The organism is Janthinobacterium sp. 35, from assembly GCF_002754575.1.
Taxonomy (GTDB): domain Bacteria; phylum Pseudomonadota; class Gammaproteobacteria; order Burkholderiales; family Burkholderiaceae_D; genus Janthinobacterium; species Janthinobacterium tructae.
In genome coordinates this window covers 4,350,407-4,370,107 of the sequence record NZ_PEFN01000001.1, presented here as the reverse complement: position 1 = coordinate 4,370,107, position 19,701 = coordinate 4,350,407, and the positions used below count along the sequence as shown (strand labels likewise).

At 62.8% G+C, this 19,701-nt stretch carries 17 protein-coding genes; 9 read left to right on the top strand and 8 right to left on the bottom strand.

Features of this window, described 5'->3' with window-relative positions; all coding sequences use genetic code 11:
• Nucleotides 1-17: 17 nt before the first annotated feature.
• The 5 genes from CLU93_RS19405 to CLU93_RS19385 all read left to right on the top strand — a co-directional run bounded on the left by CLU93_RS19405 (nucleotide 18) and on the right by CLU93_RS19385 (nucleotide 6,962).
• A complete protein-coding gene (locus CLU93_RS19405; protein WP_099762941.1) occupies nucleotides 18-1,007 on the top strand; it encodes a malate dehydrogenase in 990 nt (329 codons plus the stop codon).
• A gap of 111 nt (nucleotides 1,008-1,118) precedes the next feature.
• On the top strand, nucleotides 1,119-2,117 hold the full coding sequence (locus CLU93_RS19400; protein WP_099762940.1) for an HpcH/HpaI aldolase/citrate lyase family protein: 999 nt from the start codon (nucleotides 1,119-1,121) through the stop codon (nucleotides 2,115-2,117).
• A gap of 13 nt (nucleotides 2,118-2,130) precedes the next feature.
• A complete protein-coding gene (locus tag CLU93_RS19395) occupies nucleotides 2,131-2,685 on the top strand; it encodes a hypothetical protein (protein ID WP_099762939.1) in 555 nt (184 codons plus the stop codon).
• Nucleotides 2,686-2,773: 88 nt separating this feature from the next.
• Nucleotides 2,774-5,494 carry an aconitate hydratase AcnA gene (acnA, locus tag CLU93_RS19390; protein WP_099762938.1) on the top strand — a complete coding sequence of 907 codons (2,721 nt, stop codon included), beginning with the start codon at nucleotides 2,774-2,776 and terminating at the stop codon, nucleotides 5,492-5,494.
• Between the two features lie 214 nt (nucleotides 5,495-5,708).
• Nucleotides 5,709-6,962 (top strand): DUF2863 family protein, encoded by a 1,254-nt coding sequence (locus CLU93_RS19385; protein WP_099762937.1) that lies wholly within the window; start codon nucleotides 5,709-5,711, stop codon nucleotides 6,960-6,962.
• A gap of 173 nt (nucleotides 6,963-7,135) precedes the next feature.
• Here CLU93_RS19385 and CLU93_RS19380 read toward each other — a convergent pair whose 3' ends face one another.
• Together CLU93_RS19380 and CLU93_RS19375 are read right to left on the bottom strand one after the other, a co-directional pair.
• Entirely contained in the window at nucleotides 7,136-7,600 is a 465-nt protein-coding gene (locus CLU93_RS19380; RefSeq protein WP_099764489.1) for a CYTH domain-containing protein, read from the bottom strand.
• Nucleotides 7,601-7,612: 12 nt separating this feature from the next.
• Nucleotides 7,613-8,734: a M14 family metallopeptidase gene (locus CLU93_RS19375; RefSeq protein WP_099762936.1), complete on the bottom strand. Its 1,122-nt coding sequence runs from the start codon at nucleotides 8,732-8,734 to the stop codon at nucleotides 7,613-7,615.
• A gap of 301 nt (nucleotides 8,735-9,035) precedes the next feature.
• Between CLU93_RS19375 and CLU93_RS19370 the strand changes: the two genes are divergently transcribed.
• Nucleotides 9,036-9,698, top strand: a complete 663-nt coding sequence (locus CLU93_RS19370; RefSeq protein WP_099762935.1) for a TetR/AcrR family transcriptional regulator — start codon at nucleotides 9,036-9,038, stop codon at nucleotides 9,696-9,698.
• A gap of 90 nt (nucleotides 9,699-9,788) precedes the next feature.
• Here CLU93_RS19370 and CLU93_RS19365 read toward each other — a convergent pair whose 3' ends face one another.
• On the bottom strand, nucleotides 9,789-11,282 hold the full coding sequence (locus CLU93_RS19365) for an acetyl-CoA hydrolase/transferase family protein (RefSeq protein ID WP_099762934.1): 1,494 nt from the start codon (nucleotides 11,280-11,282) through the stop codon (nucleotides 9,789-9,791).
• Nucleotides 11,283-11,441: 159 nt separating this feature from the next.
• Between CLU93_RS19365 and CLU93_RS19360 the strand changes: the two genes are divergently transcribed.
• Complete coding sequence (locus CLU93_RS19360; RefSeq protein ID WP_099762933.1) at nucleotides 11,442-12,335, top strand: LysR substrate-binding domain-containing protein; 894 nt, start codon at nucleotides 11,442-11,444, stop codon at nucleotides 12,333-12,335.
• A gap of 51 nt (nucleotides 12,336-12,386) precedes the next feature.
• On the opposite strand, the gene fucP is transcribed toward CLU93_RS19360, so the two are convergent.
• Entirely contained in the window at nucleotides 12,387-13,688 is a 1,302-nt protein-coding gene (gene fucP, locus CLU93_RS19355) for an L-fucose:H+ symporter permease (RefSeq protein ID WP_099762932.1), read from the bottom strand.
• 304 nt (nucleotides 13,689-13,992) lie between these two features.
• On the opposite strand from fucP, the gene CLU93_RS28835 reads away from it, so the two are divergent.
• Both CLU93_RS28835 and CLU93_RS19345 read left to right on the top strand, forming a co-directional pair.
• Nucleotides 13,993-14,226: a DUF3563 family protein gene (locus CLU93_RS28835; RefSeq protein ID WP_096236965.1), complete on the top strand. Its 234-nt coding sequence runs from the start codon at nucleotides 13,993-13,995 to the stop codon at nucleotides 14,224-14,226.
• A 111-nt stretch (nucleotides 14,227-14,337) separates the two neighbouring features.
• Nucleotides 14,338-14,865, top strand: coding sequence for an NADPH-dependent FMN reductase (locus CLU93_RS19345; RefSeq protein WP_180287886.1), 528 nt, complete (start codon nucleotides 14,338-14,340; stop codon nucleotides 14,863-14,865).
• 58 nt (nucleotides 14,866-14,923) lie between these two features.
• On the opposite strand, the gene CLU93_RS19340 is transcribed toward CLU93_RS19345, so the two are convergent.
• The 4 genes from CLU93_RS19340 to CLU93_RS19325 all read right to left on the bottom strand — a co-directional run bounded on the left by CLU93_RS19340 (nucleotide 14,924) and on the right by CLU93_RS19325 (nucleotide 19,670).
• Nucleotides 14,924-16,630: a lactate permease LctP family transporter gene (locus CLU93_RS19340; RefSeq protein ID WP_099762931.1), complete on the bottom strand. Its 1,707-nt coding sequence runs from the start codon at nucleotides 16,628-16,630 to the stop codon at nucleotides 14,924-14,926.
• A 93-nt stretch (nucleotides 16,631-16,723) separates the two neighbouring features.
• Nucleotides 16,724-18,169 (bottom strand): LutB/LldF family L-lactate oxidation iron-sulfur protein, encoded by a 1,446-nt coding sequence (locus CLU93_RS19335; RefSeq protein ID WP_099762930.1) that lies wholly within the window; start codon nucleotides 18,167-18,169, stop codon nucleotides 16,724-16,726.
• Nucleotides 18,166-18,882, bottom strand: coding sequence for a LutC/YkgG family protein (locus CLU93_RS19330; RefSeq protein WP_099762929.1), 717 nt, complete (start codon nucleotides 18,880-18,882; stop codon nucleotides 18,166-18,168). Before CLU93_RS19330 ends, CLU93_RS19335 begins: the two co-directional genes overlap by 4 nt.
• Nucleotides 18,879-19,670: a (Fe-S)-binding protein gene (locus CLU93_RS19325; protein WP_099762928.1), complete on the bottom strand. Its 792-nt coding sequence runs from the start codon at nucleotides 19,668-19,670 to the stop codon at nucleotides 18,879-18,881. The genes CLU93_RS19330 and CLU93_RS19325 overlap by 4 nt, the downstream gene beginning before the upstream one ends.
• Nucleotides 19,671-19,701: the final 31 nt, after the last annotated feature.

Genomic DNA, 19,701 nt, shown 5'->3' with positions numbered 1-19,701 from the left:
CACTTTGGAGATTCATCATGGCTAAAACCCCAATGCGTGTTGCAGTGACCGGCGCCGCCGGCCAGATCGGCTACGCCCTGTTGTTCCGCATCGCCAATGGCGACATGCTCGGCAAAGACCAGCCTGTCATCTTGCAACTGCTTGAAATCCCGGACGAAAAAGCCCAGAAGGCGCTCAAGGGCGTGATGATGGAAATCGACGACTGCGCCTTCCCGCTGCTGACGGAAATGACCGCCCACTCCGATCCACTGACCGCATTCAAGGATGCCGACGTGGCCGTACTGGTCGGCGCGCGTCCACGCGGCCCAGGCATGGAACGCAAGGACCTGCTGGAAGCGAACGCGCAGATCTTCACGGTACAAGGCAAGGCGCTCGACGCCGTCGCTTCGCGCAATGTCAAAGTCCTGGTGGTCGGCAACCCTGCCAACACCAACGCTTACATCGCCATGAAATCGGCACCGTCGCTGCCGGCGAAAAACTTCACCGCCATGCTGCGCCTGGACCACAACCGCGCGCTGTCGCAAGTCGCGGCCAAGACCGGCACCGCCGTCAAGGATATCGAGAAGCTGACCGTCTGGGGCAACCACTCGCCAACCATGTACGCCGACTACCGTTTCGCCACCGTCAACGGCAAGGCTGTGAAAGACCTGATCAACGACCAGGAATGGAATGCCAACACCTTCCTGCCGACCGTCGGCAAGCGCGGCGCGGCCATCATCGAAGCGCGCGGCCTGTCGTCGGCAGCGTCGGCAGCGAACGCCGCCATCGACCACATCCATGACTGGATGCTGGGCACGGCTGGCAAGTGGACCACCATGGGCGTACCTTCCGATGGCTCGTATGGCATTCCTGAAGGCACCGTGTTCGGCTTCCCGGTCACCACCGACAACGGTGAGTACACCATCGTTCAAGGTCTGGAAATCGATGCATTCTCGCAAGAGCGCATCAACCTGACCCTGAAAGAACTGACCGAAGAGCGCGAAGGCGTGAAACACCTGCTGGCATAAATCCAGTATTGGCGGCGCGGCCTGAGCGCCGCCCGCCAAGAAGGCCGCCCCGCGAGATTCGCGGCGCGGCTGTTTTATCAAGTAGTTTTTACCTGCAGAAATGCCTTAAGCATGCACCCTTCCGAGGTTTTATTCCAAGGCAAACGCCAGCCGCTGTTGCTCGCCGCTTGCGACCACTACGCCGGCTCTGAAAAGCTGATGCGTAAATCGATTGCTTTGCAACAAGAGCTTGGGCCCCTGTTCGACATCACGTTCGACTGCGAAGACGGCGCCAGCGCCGGCAATGAAGAGTCGCACGCCCACATGATCGCCGGCCTGCTGGCCAGCGACGAGAACCAGTTCAACCGCATCGGCGTGCGCGTGCACGACGTCGACAGCCCGTTTTTCGCGCGCGACGTGGAAATCATCTGCGCCGCCGCGGCCCGCCTGGCCTACATCGCCGTGCCCAAGGTGGGCGGCGTGCAAGATGCCATGCTGGCCATCGACCTGATCAACCTGCACGCGCGCCGCGCCGGCCGCGACAACCTGCCCGTGCATATCCTGATCGAGACGCACGGCGCACTGCGCGACGCCTACGCCATCGCCGCCCTGCCCCAGGTCGAATGCCTGTCCTTCGGCATCATGGATTTCGTTTCGGCCCATTACGGCGCCATTCCCGCCGCCGCCATGCGTACGCCGGGCCAGTTTACGCACCCGCTGGTGGTGCGCGCCAAGCTCGAAGTGGCGGCCGCCTGCCACGCGCACGGCAAGGTGCCGTCGCATAACGTGACGACGGACGTGCGCGATTCGGCCGTGGTGGCGAATGACGCCCAGCGCGCAACGGCCGAGTTCGGCTACACGCGCATGTGGAGTATCCACCCGGACCAGATCAAGCCCATCATCAAGGCCTTTACGCCGCGCCTGTCCGAAGTCAACGAAGCGAGCAACATCCTCAATGAAGCGCTGCGCGCCAACTGGGGACCGATTGCGCAAAATGGCCGCTTGCATGACCGCGCCAGCTACCGATATTATTGGACCGTTTTGCAACGCGCCAAACTGGCAGGCCTCGGCCTGCCCGAGGCGGCTGCTGCATTACTCAACACCCCCTCTTCCAGCACCACTGAAAACTGACAGGAATTACACGATGTCCCTCTCCAAATTAGCCATTGCCTGCAGCGTCGCGCTGGGCGCCATGACCCTCACGCTGGCACCAGCCAGCTTCGCCGCCACGGCAGAGGCAAATCCCAAGGCAGTCAAGGCAGTCAAGGCCAAGCCAAAGGCCAAGACCACCAAGGCCAAGGCGGCCGTCAAGGAAGCCCATCCGCTCGCCATGTCGGTCGCCGACAAGGAAGAAGCCGATGAACCGAACACCGCAGGCTCGGCCTCCACCGATTTCAATTGCGAACTTGGTAATAAAATTACCATCTACACCAATGCTACTGACGACAAACACATCGCCCTGCGCTGGAAGAAGCGCCTGCACCGCCTGAGCCGCGTTGGCACCACCACCGGCGCCAACCGCTTCGAAAACCGCTTGTACGGCCTGGTCTGGATCGGCATCCCGGCCAAAGGCATGCTGCTCGATTCCAAGCAGGGCCGCCAGTTGGCCAATGAATGCAAGGATGCGGAGCAAGCCAAGCCGGCGGCAGTGCTGGAAGCGGCGCCTTCGCTGGGCGTCTTGCCAGTCACTGGCGGCTGATGTGCGTAGCAAGGGCCTCTTCGGGGGCTCAGTCATGTTTTGTAATTTGAATCATCAATAAATAGACGATACCCAACAAGGAGAGGTCATGTCCCGCAACACTCTGAACACGCTCAAGGACTTTAATATTTCGGATAGCAAAAAGGGCAAGCTGTATTCCCTGCCGGCACTGGAAAAAAGCCTGGGCATCAATGTCTCCCGCCTGCCAGTGTCGATTCGCATCGTGCTCGAATCGGTATTGCGCAACTGCGACGGCAAAAAAGTCACCGAAGAACACGTCAAGCAATTGGCGAGCTGGGGCCCGACCGCCGAGCGCACCGACGAGATCCCGTTCGTAGTGGCGCGCGTCGTGCTGCAAGACTTCACCGGCGTGCCATTGCTGGCCGACCTGGCAGCGATGCGCAACGTGGCCGCCAAGATGGGTATCGACGCCAAGAAAATCGAACCGCTGGTGCCGGTCGACCTGGTGGTCGACCACTCGGTGACCATCGATCACTACCGCGAAAAGAAAGCGCTGGACCTGAACATGAAACTGGAATTCTCGCGTAACAACGAGCGTTACCAGTTCATGAAATGGGGCATGCAGGCCTTCGACACCTTCGGCGTCGTGCCACCAGGCTTCGGCATCGTCCACCAGGTCAACCTGGAATACCTGGCACGCGGCGTGCACCACGCAGGCAAGAAAGCCGGCGACGTGTACTACCCTGACACCCTGGTCGGCACCGACTCGCACACCACCATGATCAACGGCATCGGCGTGGTCGGCTGGGGCGTGGGCGGTATCGAGGCGGAAGCGGGCATGCTGGGCCAACCGGTCTACTTCCTGACGCCTGACGTCATCGGCGTGAACCTGACCGGCGCGCTGCGCGAAGGCTGCACCGCCACCGATCTGGTACTGACCATCACCGAATTGCTGCGCAAAGAGAAAGTCGTCGGCAAGTTCGTCGAATTCTTCGGCGAAGGCACCGAATCGCTGACCCTGACGGACCGCGCGACGATCGCCAACATGGCACCGGAATACGGCGCGACCATGGGCTTCTTCCCGGTCGACGACGCGACCATCGATTACTTCAAGGGCACCGGCCGCAGCAAGGCTGAAATCGCCGCGTTCGAAAGCTACTTCAAGGCGCAAAACCTGTACGGCATTCCAAAAGCCGGCGACATCGACTACACCCGCGTGGTGGAACTGAACCTGGCCACGGTCGCACCGTCGCTGGCCGGCCCGAAACGCCCGCAAGACCGTATCGAAATCGGCAACGTCAAGGCGAACTTCGCCGAACTGTTCGCCAAGCCGACTTCGGAAAACGGCTTCAACAAGAACCCGGCCGACCTGAACGCCGTGTACGAAACCACCAACAACGTCAAGGTATCGAACGGCGACGTGCTGATCGCCGCGATCACTTCGTGCACCAACACCTCGAACCCGAGCGTGATGCTGGCTGCCGGCCTGCTGGCCAAGAAAGCCGTCGAAGCCGGCCTGAAAGTCGCGCCGCACATCAAGACCTCGCTGGCCCCTGGCTCGCGCGTCGTCACCGAGTACCTGACCGCTGCCGGCCTGCTGCCGTACCTGGAAAAACTGGGCTTCGGCGTGACCGCCTACGGCTGCACCACCTGTATCGGCAATGCCGGCGACCTGACGCCTGAGCTGAACGCAGCGATTGCCACGCACGACATCGTCGCCTCGGCCGTGCTGTCGGGCAACCGCAACTTCGAAGCGCGTATTCACCCGAACATCCGCTCGAACTTCCTCGCTTCGCCACCGCTGGTCGTCGCCTACGCCATCGCTGGCAACATGACGCGCGACCTGATGACGGAACCTGTCGGCAAGGGCAAGGGCGGCAAGGACGTCTACCTGGGCGACATCTGGCCGACCTCGGCTGAAGTGTCGGCCATGATGAAGTTCGCCATGAACGCCAAGGTGTTCAAGGACAACTACGCGGACGTCAAGGGCGCACCAGGCAAGCTGTGGGAAAAAGTCACGACCGTTTCCGGTCAAGTCTACAACTGGCCGAAATCGACCTACATCGCGGAACCACCGTTCTTCGACAATTTCTCGATGACGCCAGCGGCAGTGGCCACCGGCATCGAAGGCGCGCGCGCACTGGGCGTGTTCGGCGATTCCATCACCACCGACCACATCTCGCCAGCCGGCTCGATCCAGGAAAACGGTCCTGCAGGCAAATGGCTGAAGGAAAACGGCGTCCTGAAAGCGGACTTCAACTCCTACGGCTCGCGTCGCGGTAACCATGAAATCATGATGCGCGGCACGTTCGCCAACGTGCGTATCAAAAACCGCATGATCCCTGCCAAGGCAGACGGTTCGGCGGTCGAAGGCGGCATCACGATCCACCAGCCTTCCGGCGAAGAAATGTCGATCTACGACGCAGCGATGAAATATGTTGCTGAAGGCACGCCAACCATGGTCTTCGGCGGCGAAGAGTACGGTACGGGCTCGTCGCGCGACTGGGCAGCCAAAGGTACGCAACTGCTGGGCGTGAAAGCCGTGATCACCCGTTCGTTCGAGCGTATTCACCGCTCGAACCTGGTGGGCATGGGCGTGCTGCCGCTGCAATTCATCGGCGACGACAGCGTGCAAACCCTGGGCATCACCGGCAATGAAACCTTCGACCTGAAAGGCCTCGAAGGCGAAATCAAGCCACAGCAACTGGCTACCCTGGTGATCCACCGCGCCGACGGCTCCAGCCAGGAAGTCAAAGTCCTGCTGCGCATCGATACGCCGATCGAAGTCGATTACTACAAACATGGCGGTATCCTGCCATTCGTATTGCGTCAACTGCTGGCCGAGTAATCAGCCCAGCTGTGATGCAAGATCAAAGCGCCGGTTCCGACCGGCGCTTTTTTTTCGTCCTGCTGCCCCGTTCTTACTTGAATTTTCGACTATTGGCATGATCTAGGAACAGCTTACGTATTGCGTGCGGCCGAATCCTCTACAATACGGTTATAAGGGTTTATCATTGTTTGACTGATCCATTTTTTTCACTTTCCGAGACTCTTATCCCGCTATGCGTCGTCCTTCCAAAGATTCATCCCATAAACTGACTGCCGACAGCCAGCGCCTGGTCACCTTTGCCCAGGCGATCGTACAGGCAGCCAGCCGTCTCGAAGAGCGGTCCTGGGAACACAGCCTGGATACGCAGCTCCAGAAATTACTCAAAACCGGCCACCAGGACACCATCGACAACACCCTGGGCAGCCTGTTCAAGGAAGACTTGAACGCCTACGACGTGCTGATGGACTGCGTTGAAGCCGTCAGTGAATCGACCGTCGTCACGCATGAAGACGTGCGCTACGACGCCCTGCTGGTGGCCGTGCCCATCCTCGCGTGGACGCGCTTTTCCATCGCTTCCGGCCCGATGGCCGGCGATGCGCACGGCGTATTGTCCGCGCATTTCGCCGCCCACCTGCTGGCCGACGGCACGAAGATGGCCATGGCGCCGACCCTGTATTCGATCGACCAGCTGCCGCGCAGCCACGTCGAGACGTATGTCAAGACGCAGAAGCTGGCACTGGCCGCGCTGAAAGGCACGGCCGTCAAGCCGTCGAGCAAAGAGGCGGAAACGGCGCCCTTCCTGGCCGACACGCGCTACCTGCTGGTGGCCGTGGTGGCCCCAAGCGGCGCCCCATTGTTCCGCTGGCAGACGCCGGCCAGCCAGCTCGACTTCATCGCCGAGCGCAGCGCCGCCCTGGAACAATGGCGCGAGCAGGCGACGCCGACCATCGCCCGCCTGCTGCCCGGCTGCGGCCTGGAACTGCTGCTGCCGGAAGCGTACTACGTGGCTTGCCGCGAAGCGGACAAGCTGATCCGCCCCGTCTCCGTGCGCGCCGCCGTGCACTACCTGACGCACACGCTGGCCATCGAGCCGTCGGAACTGCGCGCCGTCATCGCCGGCTTCGGCGAAGAAGCGGCCGATAGCCAGGTCGACGAGTACCGCATCGCCTTTACCCTGCGCCAGGCGCCGGACGTCATCTACGGCATCGTCTGGCCACTGTATGGCCAGGAAGACGAGGATGGCACGCCGATCGAAGGCCTGATCCAGGTCGGCATCGCCGCGCTGGACAAGCAAAAGACGCCCGTCGATGAAATCATCGAGCACCTGAACGCCGCCGGCGTGACGCAGATCAAGCGCCACGCGGAACGTTTTGTCGGCGAATACTGCGACGATTGCGGCGCGCCTTTGTTTGCCGACCCGGTCGGTGAGCTGGCGCATGCGGAAATGCCCGAGGATACGCCGCAGGGTACAGAGCATTTCCACTGATGCTGTAGCGGTGTTGTCGGATTACGCCGTACCGGCTAATCCGACCTACGCTGCCGGTACGAGCCGTAGGTCGGATTAGCGCGCAGCGCGTAATCCGACAACACCACCAGCGCATGCAAAAAAGGCGGAACCGAGGTTCCGCCTTTTTCATTGCAACGTCATTTACAACACCATCACCACTGTGAAAACGGGTGGCGGATCAGGTTCGCGTTGTAGTAGCGCGCATCGCCCGATACTTCCGCGCCGATCCAGTCAGGTTTCTCGAAAGGCTGGTCTTCCGAGGCCAGTTCGATCTCGGCCACGATCAAACCCGCATTCGCGCCGAGGAACTCGTCGACTTCCCACACCATGCCCGCGTGCTCGATGCGGTGGCGGACTTTTTCGATCAGCGGCTGTTCGCACAGGCCGTCGAGCAGTTCGACGGCGTCGGCCAGCGGAATCGGATACTCCCACTCGCCGCGCGTCGCGCCCACGTTCGCGCCCTTGATGGTCAGCATCGCCTGTTCGCCTTCGATGCGCACGCGCACCACGCGCTCGCGCGCGGACGACAGATAACCCTGGCGCAGCAGCACCGCCTGGCCCAGGCCGCGCCAGGCATCGCCTTGCAACAGGAATTTACGCTCGATCTCGACGCCCATGATCAACGCCGTTCAATCCAGCGACAGCAGGATAGGCTGCAGCATGGCTGCGCCCAGAGCCGCGCTGCGCGCGCCGTTCCAGCCTACGCTTGGGTCAGGCAAGTCGGCGTTTTCCTTGAACGGCATTTCCAGCGTCAGCGCCAGGCAGCCGAAGTGGTGGCCGATGTATTTCGACGCCAGGGTCAGCATGTCCGACTTGTACTTGCTGGCCGCGTAGCCGAACTTGTCCTGGAAGTCGGGGCTGGCCTGCTTGTAGCGCTCGATGAAGGCTTTCTGGTGCGCCGCTTGCTCCGGCGTGAAGTTTTCCAGCATTTCGTTGCCGGCCACGAAGTTGTACGGCAACGCTTCATCGCCGTGGATGTCGAAGAACATGTCGACGCCCGTTTCGTGGATCTTGTTTTTCACGCACAGCACTTCCGGGCTGGACGCCAGCGAAGGCGTCATCCATTCGCGGTTCAGGTTGGCGCCAGCCGCATTCGTGCGCAGGTTGCCGCGAATGGAACCGTCCGGGTTCATGTTCGGCACGATATGGAATACGGCGCGCTGCAACAGCTTGCGCGCGATCGGATTGGCATCGTCGAGCAGCGAGTCGATCAGGCCTTCGACAAACCATTCGGCCATCGATTCGCCCGGATGCTGGCGCGCGATGACCCAGATCTTCTTTTCCGCCTGCGGGTTGCCGATGGTGACCATGTTCATGTCGCGGCCGTCGACCGTGCTGCCCAGGTCGGACACGCGCGCCAGCGGATGCTCGGCCACTTCACCCAGCAGGCGCAGATGGCGTTCCCACGAATACGGTTCGAAATACGCGTAGTACACGCTGTCGAGTTCCGGCGTATGCGAAATCGTCATCACCTGGCCGTCGAACGCGGTCGGCACGCGGAACCAGTTTTCGCTGTCGTAGCTGGCCACGGCCTGGTAGTCTTCATAGCCGGCCGGATACGTGGCCTGGCCCGCGTTCAGGATGCGCAGCGTGCATGCCTGGTCCCGCGCGCCCTGCAGGCGGAAGTGGAACCACTGATGGATGTCGGCGTGGCTATCCTTGCGCAAGTTCAGGTCGATGGCGCCGGCACTGGTGGCGCTTACCACCTCGATGGCGCCCGAGTCGAAGTTCTGGCTGATTTTAATGGTCATGTAATGATCCCGTCCAAATGTAAGAGTTCCAGCGTCGCCTCGTGGGCTGGCGCCGTCGCGCTAAAAACGCAGTGTAAGCTATCCCGCTATTTTCCGCCCTTTGGCACCGTTCGCAAAGCCTGGAAGGGCGATTTATGCACCAATCCGGGGCATCAATGGCAAAGCGCCGGGCAAAAGGGCGAAAAATCGGTGCTCTGTCGCCTGGACCGGACAAAAAACTGAATTGTAACAATGCCAGACACATTGGCAGCCCATCGCCATCCTATAATTCTTGCTTTCATTGAGTCGCCAGGAAAGAGTCGTGGACAAGAAGTTGACCAATATTCAAGAAAGAAAGCTGCGCGAGGCCCAGGCGCGGCGCGAGCACATCATCGACGTCGTGAAAGACCTCATCAAGAAGGGCGGCGCGCGCGCCGTCTCCATCCGCAAGGTGGCCGAAGCGGCCGGTTTTTCCACCACCGTCGTGTACGCCCTGTTCCGCGACAAAGCCACCCTGATCGCCCAGGCCATGGACAAGGACTTGCTGGAACTGGTGCGCGCCATGCGTGCCGCCTGCGCCAACAGCATTGACCCCTGGGAGCGCATCAGCCTGGTCGGCCGCGCCTACATCGAGTACGGTTTCCAGCATCCGGACGAATATTCGCTGATTTTCATGGAATTGCGCCCGCATGCGGCAATCGACGCCGTCGAAGTGGAACACGGCAATATCGAACAAGACCCGTATGCCTACGCGCTGCACCTGTTCGGCGAATTGGCACAGGCGGGCCAGGTACGCCAGGACGAGCCGGCGCTGCATACGATGACGCAAATCTTCTGGCAATCGCTGCATGGCCTCGTGTCGCTGCGCATCGTCATGGATGCGGGCGACCCATGGACGCCGCACCCGGAAATGCATGCGCATATCGACGACTTGCTGGCCGTCGTCACGCAAGGTATCGGCCTGCGCTTTGCGCCGGCTTCCTGACAACACCATTCGACACCGACGTAAAAAAGGGCAGGCGCGGTGATGCACCGCCCTGCCCTGTCCTGCCCTTATCTGCGCTGACCAGATTTATTACGCTTCAAGCATGCTCTGCGTTTCCTGGTAGCGCGTATGCCACGACAGCGCCTGCTCCAGGAGGTGCGGCGTGTGGCCGCCGCGCTGGCATGCCGCGTCAAAGTACGCGCGCAATTGAGCGCGGTAGTCGGGATGCGTGCAGCGCTCGATGATCAGCGGCGCCCGTTCGCGCGGCGCCAGGCCACGCAAGTCCGCATAGCCCCACTCCGTGACCAGCACGTCGACGTCATGTTCCGTATGGTCCACATGCGAGACCATCGGCACGACGCTGGAAATGCGTCCGCCCTTGGCCGCCGATTTCGACACGAACATCGATACTTGCCCATTGCGCGCAAAGTCGCCCGAGCCGCCGATGCCGTTCATCATGTGCGTGCCGCACACGTGGGTGGAATTGACGTTGCCGTAGATATCGAACTCGAGTGCCGTGTTCAGGGCGATGATGCCGAGGCGGCGCACGATTTCCGGGTGGTTGCTGATCTCTTGCGGGCGCAGCACGATTTTCGAGCGGTAATGGTCGATATTGTCCATCAGCTTTTGATGCACGGCGGCCGACAGGGTGATGGACGAGGCCGAGGCAAACGCCAGCTGGCCCGAGTCGAGCAGCTCGATGGCGCTGTCCTGCAGCACTTCCGAATACATCGTCATGTTCTGGAAGGGCGAGCCGATCAGACCGTGCAGCACGGCGTTGGCGATGGTGCCGATGCCCGCCTGCAGGGGCAGCAATTCCGGACCCATGCGCCCGGCCGCCACTTCGCCTTCGAGGAAGGCGATCACGTGGCCGGCAATCGCCTGCGTTTCCGCGTCGGGCGGCAAGGCGTTCGACGGGCTGTCGGGGCTGTCCGTGATGACGATGGCGGCGATGCGGGCCGGATCGATGGCAATCGCCGTGCTGCCCAGGCGCTGGTCGACGCGCGTGAGCGGTATCGGCTCGCGCCCCGGCAAGGCCTGGGGCACATAGATGTCGTGCAAGCCTTCCAGCGCCAGCGGCGTGGACAGGTTGATTTCGATGATGACCTGCGTTGCCTGCTGGGCGAAAGCGGCGGAGTTGCCCACCGACATGGTCGGGATGATGGCGCCGGCGGCCGTGATGGCCGTCGCTTCGATGACGGCAATGTCGACGGCGGCCAGGTTACCGGAACGCAATTGCTCGGCTGTTTCCGACAGATGCTGGTCGATGAACATGACTTCGCCCTTGTTGATCTTGCCGCGCAGCACAGGGTCGACCTGGAACGGCATGCGGCGCGCCAGCACGCCCGCCTCGGCCATCAGGCCGTCGCTGCCATTGCCCAGCGAAGCGCCCGTGATCAGGGTCAGGCTCAAGGGATCTTGCAGGGCGCGCTCGGCCAGCGCGCGCGGCAGGGCCTTGGCGTCGCCGGCACGGGTGAACCCGCTCATGCCGACACGCATGCCGTTGTGGAACAATTTGGCTGCCTCATCGGCGCTCATGATTTTGCTGAGCAAGCCTGGGTGGCGGATACGGTCCTCGTACATCGTGATGCTCCTGATATTCTTAATATTCTCAAACTGGATGGCTGTCATACACCAACCCCATAAGTGGATTCAGTATAAAATCCCGCTTACATGCATGGCATGAATTAATTTCGCCAAGTCCAGTCGATATTTTCATGCTTCGCCGAGGCGAGCCCCATCTTGGATATCCGTTCCCTGCGCTATTTTGTCGAAACCGTGCGCCTGTCGAGCTTTACGCAGGCGGCAGAATCGCTGCACCTGACCCAGTCGACCATCAGCAAGATGGTGCGCCAGCTGGAAGAGGAAGTGGGCGCCCAGCTGCTGGTGCGCGACGGGCGCAAGCTGACGCTCACCGACACGGGCCGCATCGTCTACCAGCACGGCCAGGAAATGCTGGCGAACATGCGCCAGCTGACCCTGGAAGTGCGCGACACCCAGGCCTTGCAGCGCGGCAGCCTGACGGTCGGCATTCCGCCCATGATCAATGTGCTGTTTACGCCCGTATTGAAGGCCTTCCGCGCGCGCCACCCGCACATCAGCCTGACCCTGCAGGAAGACACGGGCCAGCAGATCGAGCGCAAAGTGGCGGCCGGCGAGCTGGAAATTGGCATGACGGTGCTGCCGGCCGACCCGGAACTCGATCTCGTGGCCGTGGAAGTGGCCAGCTACCCGATCTGGGCCCTGGCCGAACCGGGCACGTTCCAGAAAAACCGCACGACCCTCCCCTTCAAGGCGCTGGCCGAGCTGCCGCTGGTGTTATTGAAGGATGATTTCGCCCTCACGCGCAGCCTGCGCCAGCATTTCGCGCAGGCGGGCTTCACGCCGACCATCGCGGCGCAGAGCGGCCAGTGGGACTGGCTGGTGGCGATGGCCTCGGCCGGCCTGGGCGTGGCGCTGCTGCCCGAGCCGTTCATCCACCGCCTGGCCGGCGAACCTCTGGAGGCCGTGCGCCTCGTCGAACCGGAAGTGGCGTGGCAGGTGGCGCACGTCTGGAGCGGACGCTATCTGTCGCACGCGGCGCGCGCCTGGCTCGAGGTATGCCAGGACGTGCTGGGCACGCAGTTCGCGCACTGACGTAAAAAAGGGTGGCCGAGGCCACCCTTTATATTGATAACGCTACCTTGCTTACTTGGCGTCGTCGTTGTACATGCTGGCGTATTTCCAGCCGAAGTACAGAATAAACGTGTAGCACAGGGCCGGCACGAGGAACGACAGCTGCAGGTTGATGTGGTCGGCCAGGAAGCCCTGGATGAACGGCACGATGGCGCCGCCGACGATGGCCATGCACAGGATGCCCGAACCTTGTCCCGTTTGCGCACCCAGCTTGTTCAGGGCCATGCTGAAGATGGTCGGGAACATGATGGAGTTGAACAGGCCGACGGCGATCAATGCCCACATGGCCGTGTGACCGCTGGAGAATACGGCGACGAGGATCAGCGCGATGACGATGGCGGCGTTGAAGGCCAGCGTCTTGCCCGGGCTGACGTAGCGCATCACGGCAAAGCCGACGAAGCGGCCCAGCATGGCGCCACCCCAGTAATAGCTGACGAAATAGGCGGCGTCGGCGTGGCTCAGGCCTGCGATATGGCTCTCGCCGAGGAAGTTGATCAGGAAGCTGCCGATGCTGACTTCACCGCCCACATACAGGAAGATGGCCAGCGCGCCCAGCACCAGGTGGCGGTGCGACCAGATCGAGACCTTGTGGCCATCCTGCGCCAGGGCGGCCGCATCGTCGGCATGCGAAATCTTCGGCAATTTTGCCAGCGCGAACAGCACCGCCAGGATCACCAGGGTGGCGGCCAGCACCAGGTACGGGCCTTGCACGGAAGCGGCTTCCTTGGCGCGGTAAGCCAGCTGCTCGGCGGCAGGCAGCAGGTCGAACTGCTGCACCGTCAGCACGGTGCCCGACAAAATCAGCACGCCGCCCAGCGCTGGAGCCACGGTGGTGCCCAGCGCGTTGAACGCTTGCGTCAGGGTCAAACGGCTCGACGCCGTCTGCGGGTCGCCCAGTTCCGTCACGTACGGGTTGGCCGCCACCTGCAGCACGGTGATGCCGGCCGCCAGGATGAAGAAGGACAAGAGGAACAGCGCATAGCTGCCGGTGGATGCCGGGTAGAACATGGCACAGCCGGCGGCCGCGATCAGCAAACCGGCGACGACGCCGCGCTGGTAGCCGATTTTCTTGATCAGCATGCCGGCTGGCAGCGAGACGATGGCGTAGGCGCCAAAGAAGCAGAACTGCACCAGCATCGCCTGGACATAGGTCAGGGTGTAGATCGAGCGCAGATGGGGAATCAGCACATCATTAAGCGAGGTCAGCAATCCCCACATGAAAAACAGCACCGTGACAATGATCAGGGCGCCTGTATTGTTTTGCGTGCCGGCCTGTGCGCGCGATGCGCTCATGCCCTGCTTTACGTGTTCCATACTTTCTCCATTGTTCTATCCAAGATTGTCGTGCCCTGCCCTGGCCCATCGCTTGCGTGGGCACCGCCAGACAGCGGCAGCGCTCGTGTTTGAAAGCAACATCTTCGCAAGGTCGAGCGCGTAGTAAAACTACCTTGCTGCGGCCGCATTATGCCCGAAAGGCCCCGGATTGCGCAGGTTTCCCATCAGTTATTGGATAATTGAATAGCTGACATTCGAAATCAAAAGTAGCCTTATAACTTGAAACCGCTATACTTATATTGCAGTGCAGCACAACGCGGCACGCCACTCAAAGGAGTCTGCCATGTCTACCGCATTTACTTACCACACCACGCAAAACAGCAACATCATCGCCACCCTGGTGCACGCCGCCAAGCGCGTCGGTGCCTGGCTGAACCACAGCAGCGACCGCCGCGAACGTGCTTACGAAGAAGCCTACCTGGCCGAATCGACCGACCGTTACGACCTGGAATACCGCATGCGCGAACTGGCCCGCGCCAACCCGCAGCCAAGCTGGATGAGCGGCCTGAGCCGTTAAGAGTAGCGCCGTATCCGGCCACGCATTGCAGCCCATCACAGGCTGTTGCACTATCCATAGCGCCATCCTGCTCGCCTTGCGCTTGAGCACAGGATGGGCTATACAGGCGCTATGAAAACGCCCATTACCATCCTCGCCATCGCCGGCAGCCTGCGCGCCGCTTCCCTGAACACCGCCCTGCTGCACGCCATCGCCCGGCTTGCCCCAGCGGAATATGCCATCCACATCTATCCGGGACTGGGTGAACTACCCCTGTTCAATCCCGACCTCGATGCCGACGGCCTGCCGGCCGTGACGGGCCTGCGCGACGCCATCCTGGCGGCCGACGTGCTGCTGCTGGCCAGCCCCGAATACGCGCATGGCGTGAGCGGCCCGATGAAAAACGCGCTGGACTGGATGGTGGGAAATGAATCATTCATCGACAAGCCGCTGGTGCTGCTGAACGCCTCGCCGCGCGCCACGCATGCGCAGGCGGCCCTGCGCGAAACGGTGCGCACCATGTCGGCGCGCCTGATCGACGAGGCCTGCATCAGCCTGCCTTTACTGGGATCGGGTCTCGATGCCGACGGCATCGCTGCGGACCCGGCATTGCGCCGGGCCATCCTTGATATGCTGCAGTGCATCAGGTCATTTTCATGACCCTCTGCACGTTTTACTATTAATTCATCTAGTTTTACTACGTACTTCTACGGACCGCTCAATGCGGGATCATGCCGGTGAAAACGTAGGCCTGCAGCATGGTGATGATGCCGATGATCACGGCAAACAACAGGCTGTGCTTCAAGGTAAAGCGGAACAGATCCGATTCCTTGCCCACCAGTCCCGTTGCGGCGCAGGCGACGGCGATCGATTGGGGCGAGATCATCTTCGCCGTCACGCCGCCCGTCGTATTGGCCGCCACCAGCAAGGTGTCGGACACGCCGATCTGGTGCGCCGTGGTATTTTGCAAAGAGCAGAACAAGGCGTTCGAGGAGGTGTCGGAACCCGTCAGGAAAACGCCCAGCCAGCCGAGGAATGGCGAGAAGAACGGGAAGGCGACGCCACTGCCGGCCAGCAGCAGGGCCAGGGTGGACGACATGCCCGAGTAATTGGCAACGAAGGCAAACGCCAGCACCAGGCCGATCGACAGCACGGGACGGCGCAATTCCACCACGGTTTCCACGAAGGCCTTGATGCCATCGCGCGGCTTCATGCGCAGCATCAGCATCGACAGCACGGCCGTCAGCAAGATCGCCGTGCCCACGGCCGACAGCAGGTCCAGCTTGAACACGGCATCATACGCCTTCGGCACGGTCACGATGGGCATGCTCTTGATCACCAGCTGGTCCAGGTATGGCACGTGGATCTTGATGACCAGGCTCGATAGCGCCCCGCCGGCGGCAAACAGGGCCTTGAAGCCAGGCAGGCTCCACACGGTGACGATGGCCGTCAACAGGCCGAACGGCGCCCAGGCGCGCATGGTCTGCGCCGTCGTATAGGGCGAGGCGGCGCGGCTGCCGCTGCCGCGCACATCCGCATTACCTGCGCCGCCGCCAAAACCGGACAGCGCGGCCGTGCCGCCGCCGACGGCTTGGGCCACTTTTGCATTCTTCGGCTGCCACACTTTCAGGAACAAGGTCAGCGACACCAGGCTGACGAGGGCCGAAGTGATGTCCGGCAGTTCAGGGCCGATATAGTTGGACGTGAAGTACTGGGTGACGGCAAAGCTCAAACCTGTCACCAGCGCGGCCGGCCACACTTCGCGCACGCCGCGGAAGCCATCCATCATGAACACCAGCCAGAACGGCACCAGCAGCGACAGCAGCGGCAACTGGCGGCCCGCCATGGCGCCGATCAGGAACGGGTCGATGCCCGTCACCTGGCCCGCCACGATGATGGGGATGCCCATGGCGCCAAAGGCCACGGGTGCCGTGTTGGCGATCAGGCACAGGCCCGCCGCGTACAGCGGGTTGAAGCCCAGGCCCACCAGCAGCGCCGAGGTGATGGCCACGGGCGCGCCGAAACCGGCCGCCCCTTCCAGGAAGGCGCCGAAGGCAAAGCCGATCAGCAGCACCTGCAGGCGCTGGTCGTCCGTAACCGACAGCACGGAGGCGCGGATGATGTCGATCTGCCCCGTCTTGACGACAATTTTGTACAGGAAGACGGCCGTGACGATGATCCAGGCGATCGGCCACAAGCCGTACGCGAAGCCATAGCCGGCTGCCGCCAGCGCCTGCGGCACGGGCATGCCGTAGGCGAAAATCGCCACGGCCAGCGCCAGCGCCAGGGTGACGGCGGCCGCCACGTGGCCCTTGATGCGCAGCGCCGCCAGGGCGATGAAGAAGAAGATGATGGGAACGGCTGCCGCCAGTGACGACAGCCACAAGCTGCCGAGCGGGGTATAAAGTTGGGTCCAGGTTTGCATGTCGGGTCTCCTCCGGTGGATGCGGGTTAATGAAAAAAACGGCTGTTGATGTATTTTTTGTGTAGCGTGTTTTTATGCTTGAGCGGGGCCTGTTTATTCTTCCTGCCCGCGTGCATTGAGCAGGTCGGCCAGGCTGCGCGGCGCCGGTTTTAATGGCTTGCGGTGCTGCGTCCAGCCCAGTTGCGCGCGCGGCGTCAGCAGCCGCAACCGCGTGGCGGCCCAGCGGAACAAACGGTAGCTGGCAGGGCGCGCAAAGGCGCCGCTCCAGAAACGCCAGATCAGGCTTTCGCCGCGGCTGAACTTGGCGCCCTGGCCGCGCAACGGATGCGTCACTTCCTCATGCGGATTGCGGTTGGCCTCCGTGCGCAGGCGCACCAGCAGCTGCGGAATCGGGATGCGCACGGGGCACACCTCGCCGCAGGCGCCGCACAGGCTCGACGCGGTGGCCAGGTCGGCCGTCGCGTCCAGCCCCAGCAAATGGGGCGAAATGATCTTGCCGATCGGCCCCGGATACGTGGTGCCGTAGGCGTGGCCACCGATGCGCGTGTAGACGGGGCAGTGGTTCATGCAGGCGCCGCAGCGGATGCATTGCAGGGTGGCGCACAGCTGCTCGTCCGCGTAGGCCTGGCTGCGGCCGTTATCGAGCAAGACCAGGTGCACTTCGCGCGGCCCATCCTTTTCACCTTCGCGGCGCGGGCCGGAAATCAGGTTGAAATAGGTGGTGATGGCTTGCCCCGTCGCCGAGCGCGTCAACAAGCTGGCCAGCGGCACGATGTGTTCGAGCTTGGCTACCACTTTTTCCATCCCCATGATGGCGATATGCACCTCCGGCACGGACGTGGTCAGGCGACCATTGCCCTCGTTTTCCACCAGCCACAGGGTGCCCGTGTCGGCCGCCGCGAAGTTCACGCCCGACAGGCCGATGTCGGCCTCGACGAAGGCCTGGCGCAGCGCGCGCCGGCCCGTCTGGATCAGGCTGTCGACGTCTTCCGTGTAGGGCGCGTCGGGAATGTGCTCGGCGAACAGGCCGGCGATGTCCGCGCGGGTCTTGTGAATGGCCGGCATGACGATGTGCGACGGCTTTTCGCCGGCCAGCTGCACGATGTACTCGCCCATGTCCGACTCCAGGCAGGTCATGCCGCGCGCTTCCATGTAGTGATTGAGCTCGATCTCCTCGCTGGCCATCGACTTGCCCTTGATGAAGCGCGTCGCCTGGTTGCGCTGCGCGATGGCGTGGATGATGGCGTTGGCCTGCTCGCCATCCTCGGCCCAGTGCACCTGCACGCCGGCCGCCGTCAGCTTGTCTTCCAGCTGCACCAGCAGGTCGGGCAGGCGCGCCAGCGCGTGCTGGCGCACGGCTTCGCCGATGTCGCGCAGGCGTTCCAGCTCGTCGCCGTCGGGAAACTGGGCGCTGCGCTTGTCCTGTAAAAAATCCATGGCGCCGCGAAAGCTCTGGCGCAGCTTCGGATCGTCCAGCGCGGCGCGGGCACGCGCGTGGAAGTCTGCCGGTTTGACGAATTGCAAGGGCTTGGCGTTCATGGCTGGCCTCCTTCATGGGCTGACAGATCATCGATGATCAGCACCCACAGCCAGCGCGGGCCGTGCGCGCCATAGGCCAGCGTTTGCTGGATATCGGAGGTTTTCGAGGGGCCCGACACCAGCACCAGGTTGGCCGGCATGCCATCCATCCAGCGCTCGGCGCGCGCCGCCGCATGCAAGTCCGCGTGCAGCGTGCTGGTATAGACAAGGCAAACATGCAGCGGTGGCGCCAGCGACACCGTGCGCGGCGTGGCGGCGTCTGGCGCGATGACCAGGGTGCCCGTGGCGGCGATGCCGGAACGCGCGACGGTGAAACCCGCATCGACGCTGTCGAACAATTCGCCCTTCCACTGCGCCAGCGGACGCTCAAAGGACAGCGTTTCCACCGTGGCCGGCAAGGCGGCGCGCAAGGCCTGCCCTTCGGCGCTGGCGTGATCGATCAGCAAGCGGCGCACGCCGTGTTCACCGAGGCGCTGCGCCAGCAGGGCGGGCCAGGCGTCCATGCTGACGCAGTCGACTTGCGCATGCGAGGCGCGCAGGGCTGCCTGCATGGCGTCGAGCTGCTGGCGCGGCGACTGCGGCGCGGCGGCACGGCGCGCCTGGTAATGGCTGTCGATGGCCGTATCGATGGCCTCCACCGCTGCGGGCGCGGAAGGCGCGGCGGCACGCAGGCGTCCCAGCATGCGTTCGCGGGCAGTCAATGCCGTACTCATGCCGCACCTCCCGTGCGGCGCCACAAAAAGCTGGCCAGGTGCTCGACGGGCAGCGGCGCGCCCTGGTGCTGCGCGGCGTGGCCGATATTGAGCAGGCAGCCGCAGTCGGCCGAGACGAGCCGGTCGCAGCCCGTGGCGCAGGCCGAGGCGATCTTGTCGCTGACCATGGCGCCGGAAATGTCCGGGTGTTTCAATGAAAACGTGCCGCCAAAACCGCAGCATTCCGATTCGCGCTGGTGCTCGATGCGCGTTACGCCGGGCAAGGCGTCGACCAGCGCCACACCATGCAGGCGCGTGCCCATTTCACGGCGCGCGCCGCACGAAGTATGCAGCACCACGTTTTCCTCCGCCTGCCCGGCGGCGGCCATACCGGCCAGGTCGAGTTTCAATACGCAGACGAGAAATTCGCTCAGTTCATACACGCGTTCGGCCAGTTCCAGCGCCTTGGGACCGGCCACGGGGTCATCCTGGAACAGCTGTGGCCAGTGGTGGCGCATCATGCCGGCACAGGAGCCGGACGGCACGATCACGGGCCACGGTTGCGCAAACAGGTCGAGCTGGGCACGCGCCACGGCACGCGCCTGCTCCGGGTTGCCGCTGCTGTAGGCAGGCTGGCCGCAGCAGCTCTGGCCGCGCGGGTAATGCACCAGCAAGCCTTCCCGCTCCAGCAGGCGTACCGCGTCGAGCCCCGCCTGCGGTACGAACAGGTCGACCAGGCAGGTGGCGAACAGGTACACCTGGAGCGGTGCGGGTGGGTAGTGGTGTGGCTGGCGCGGGTCTGGCTGCATGAGTGTGTCTCCCCGGCGCTCTGTGTGTTGC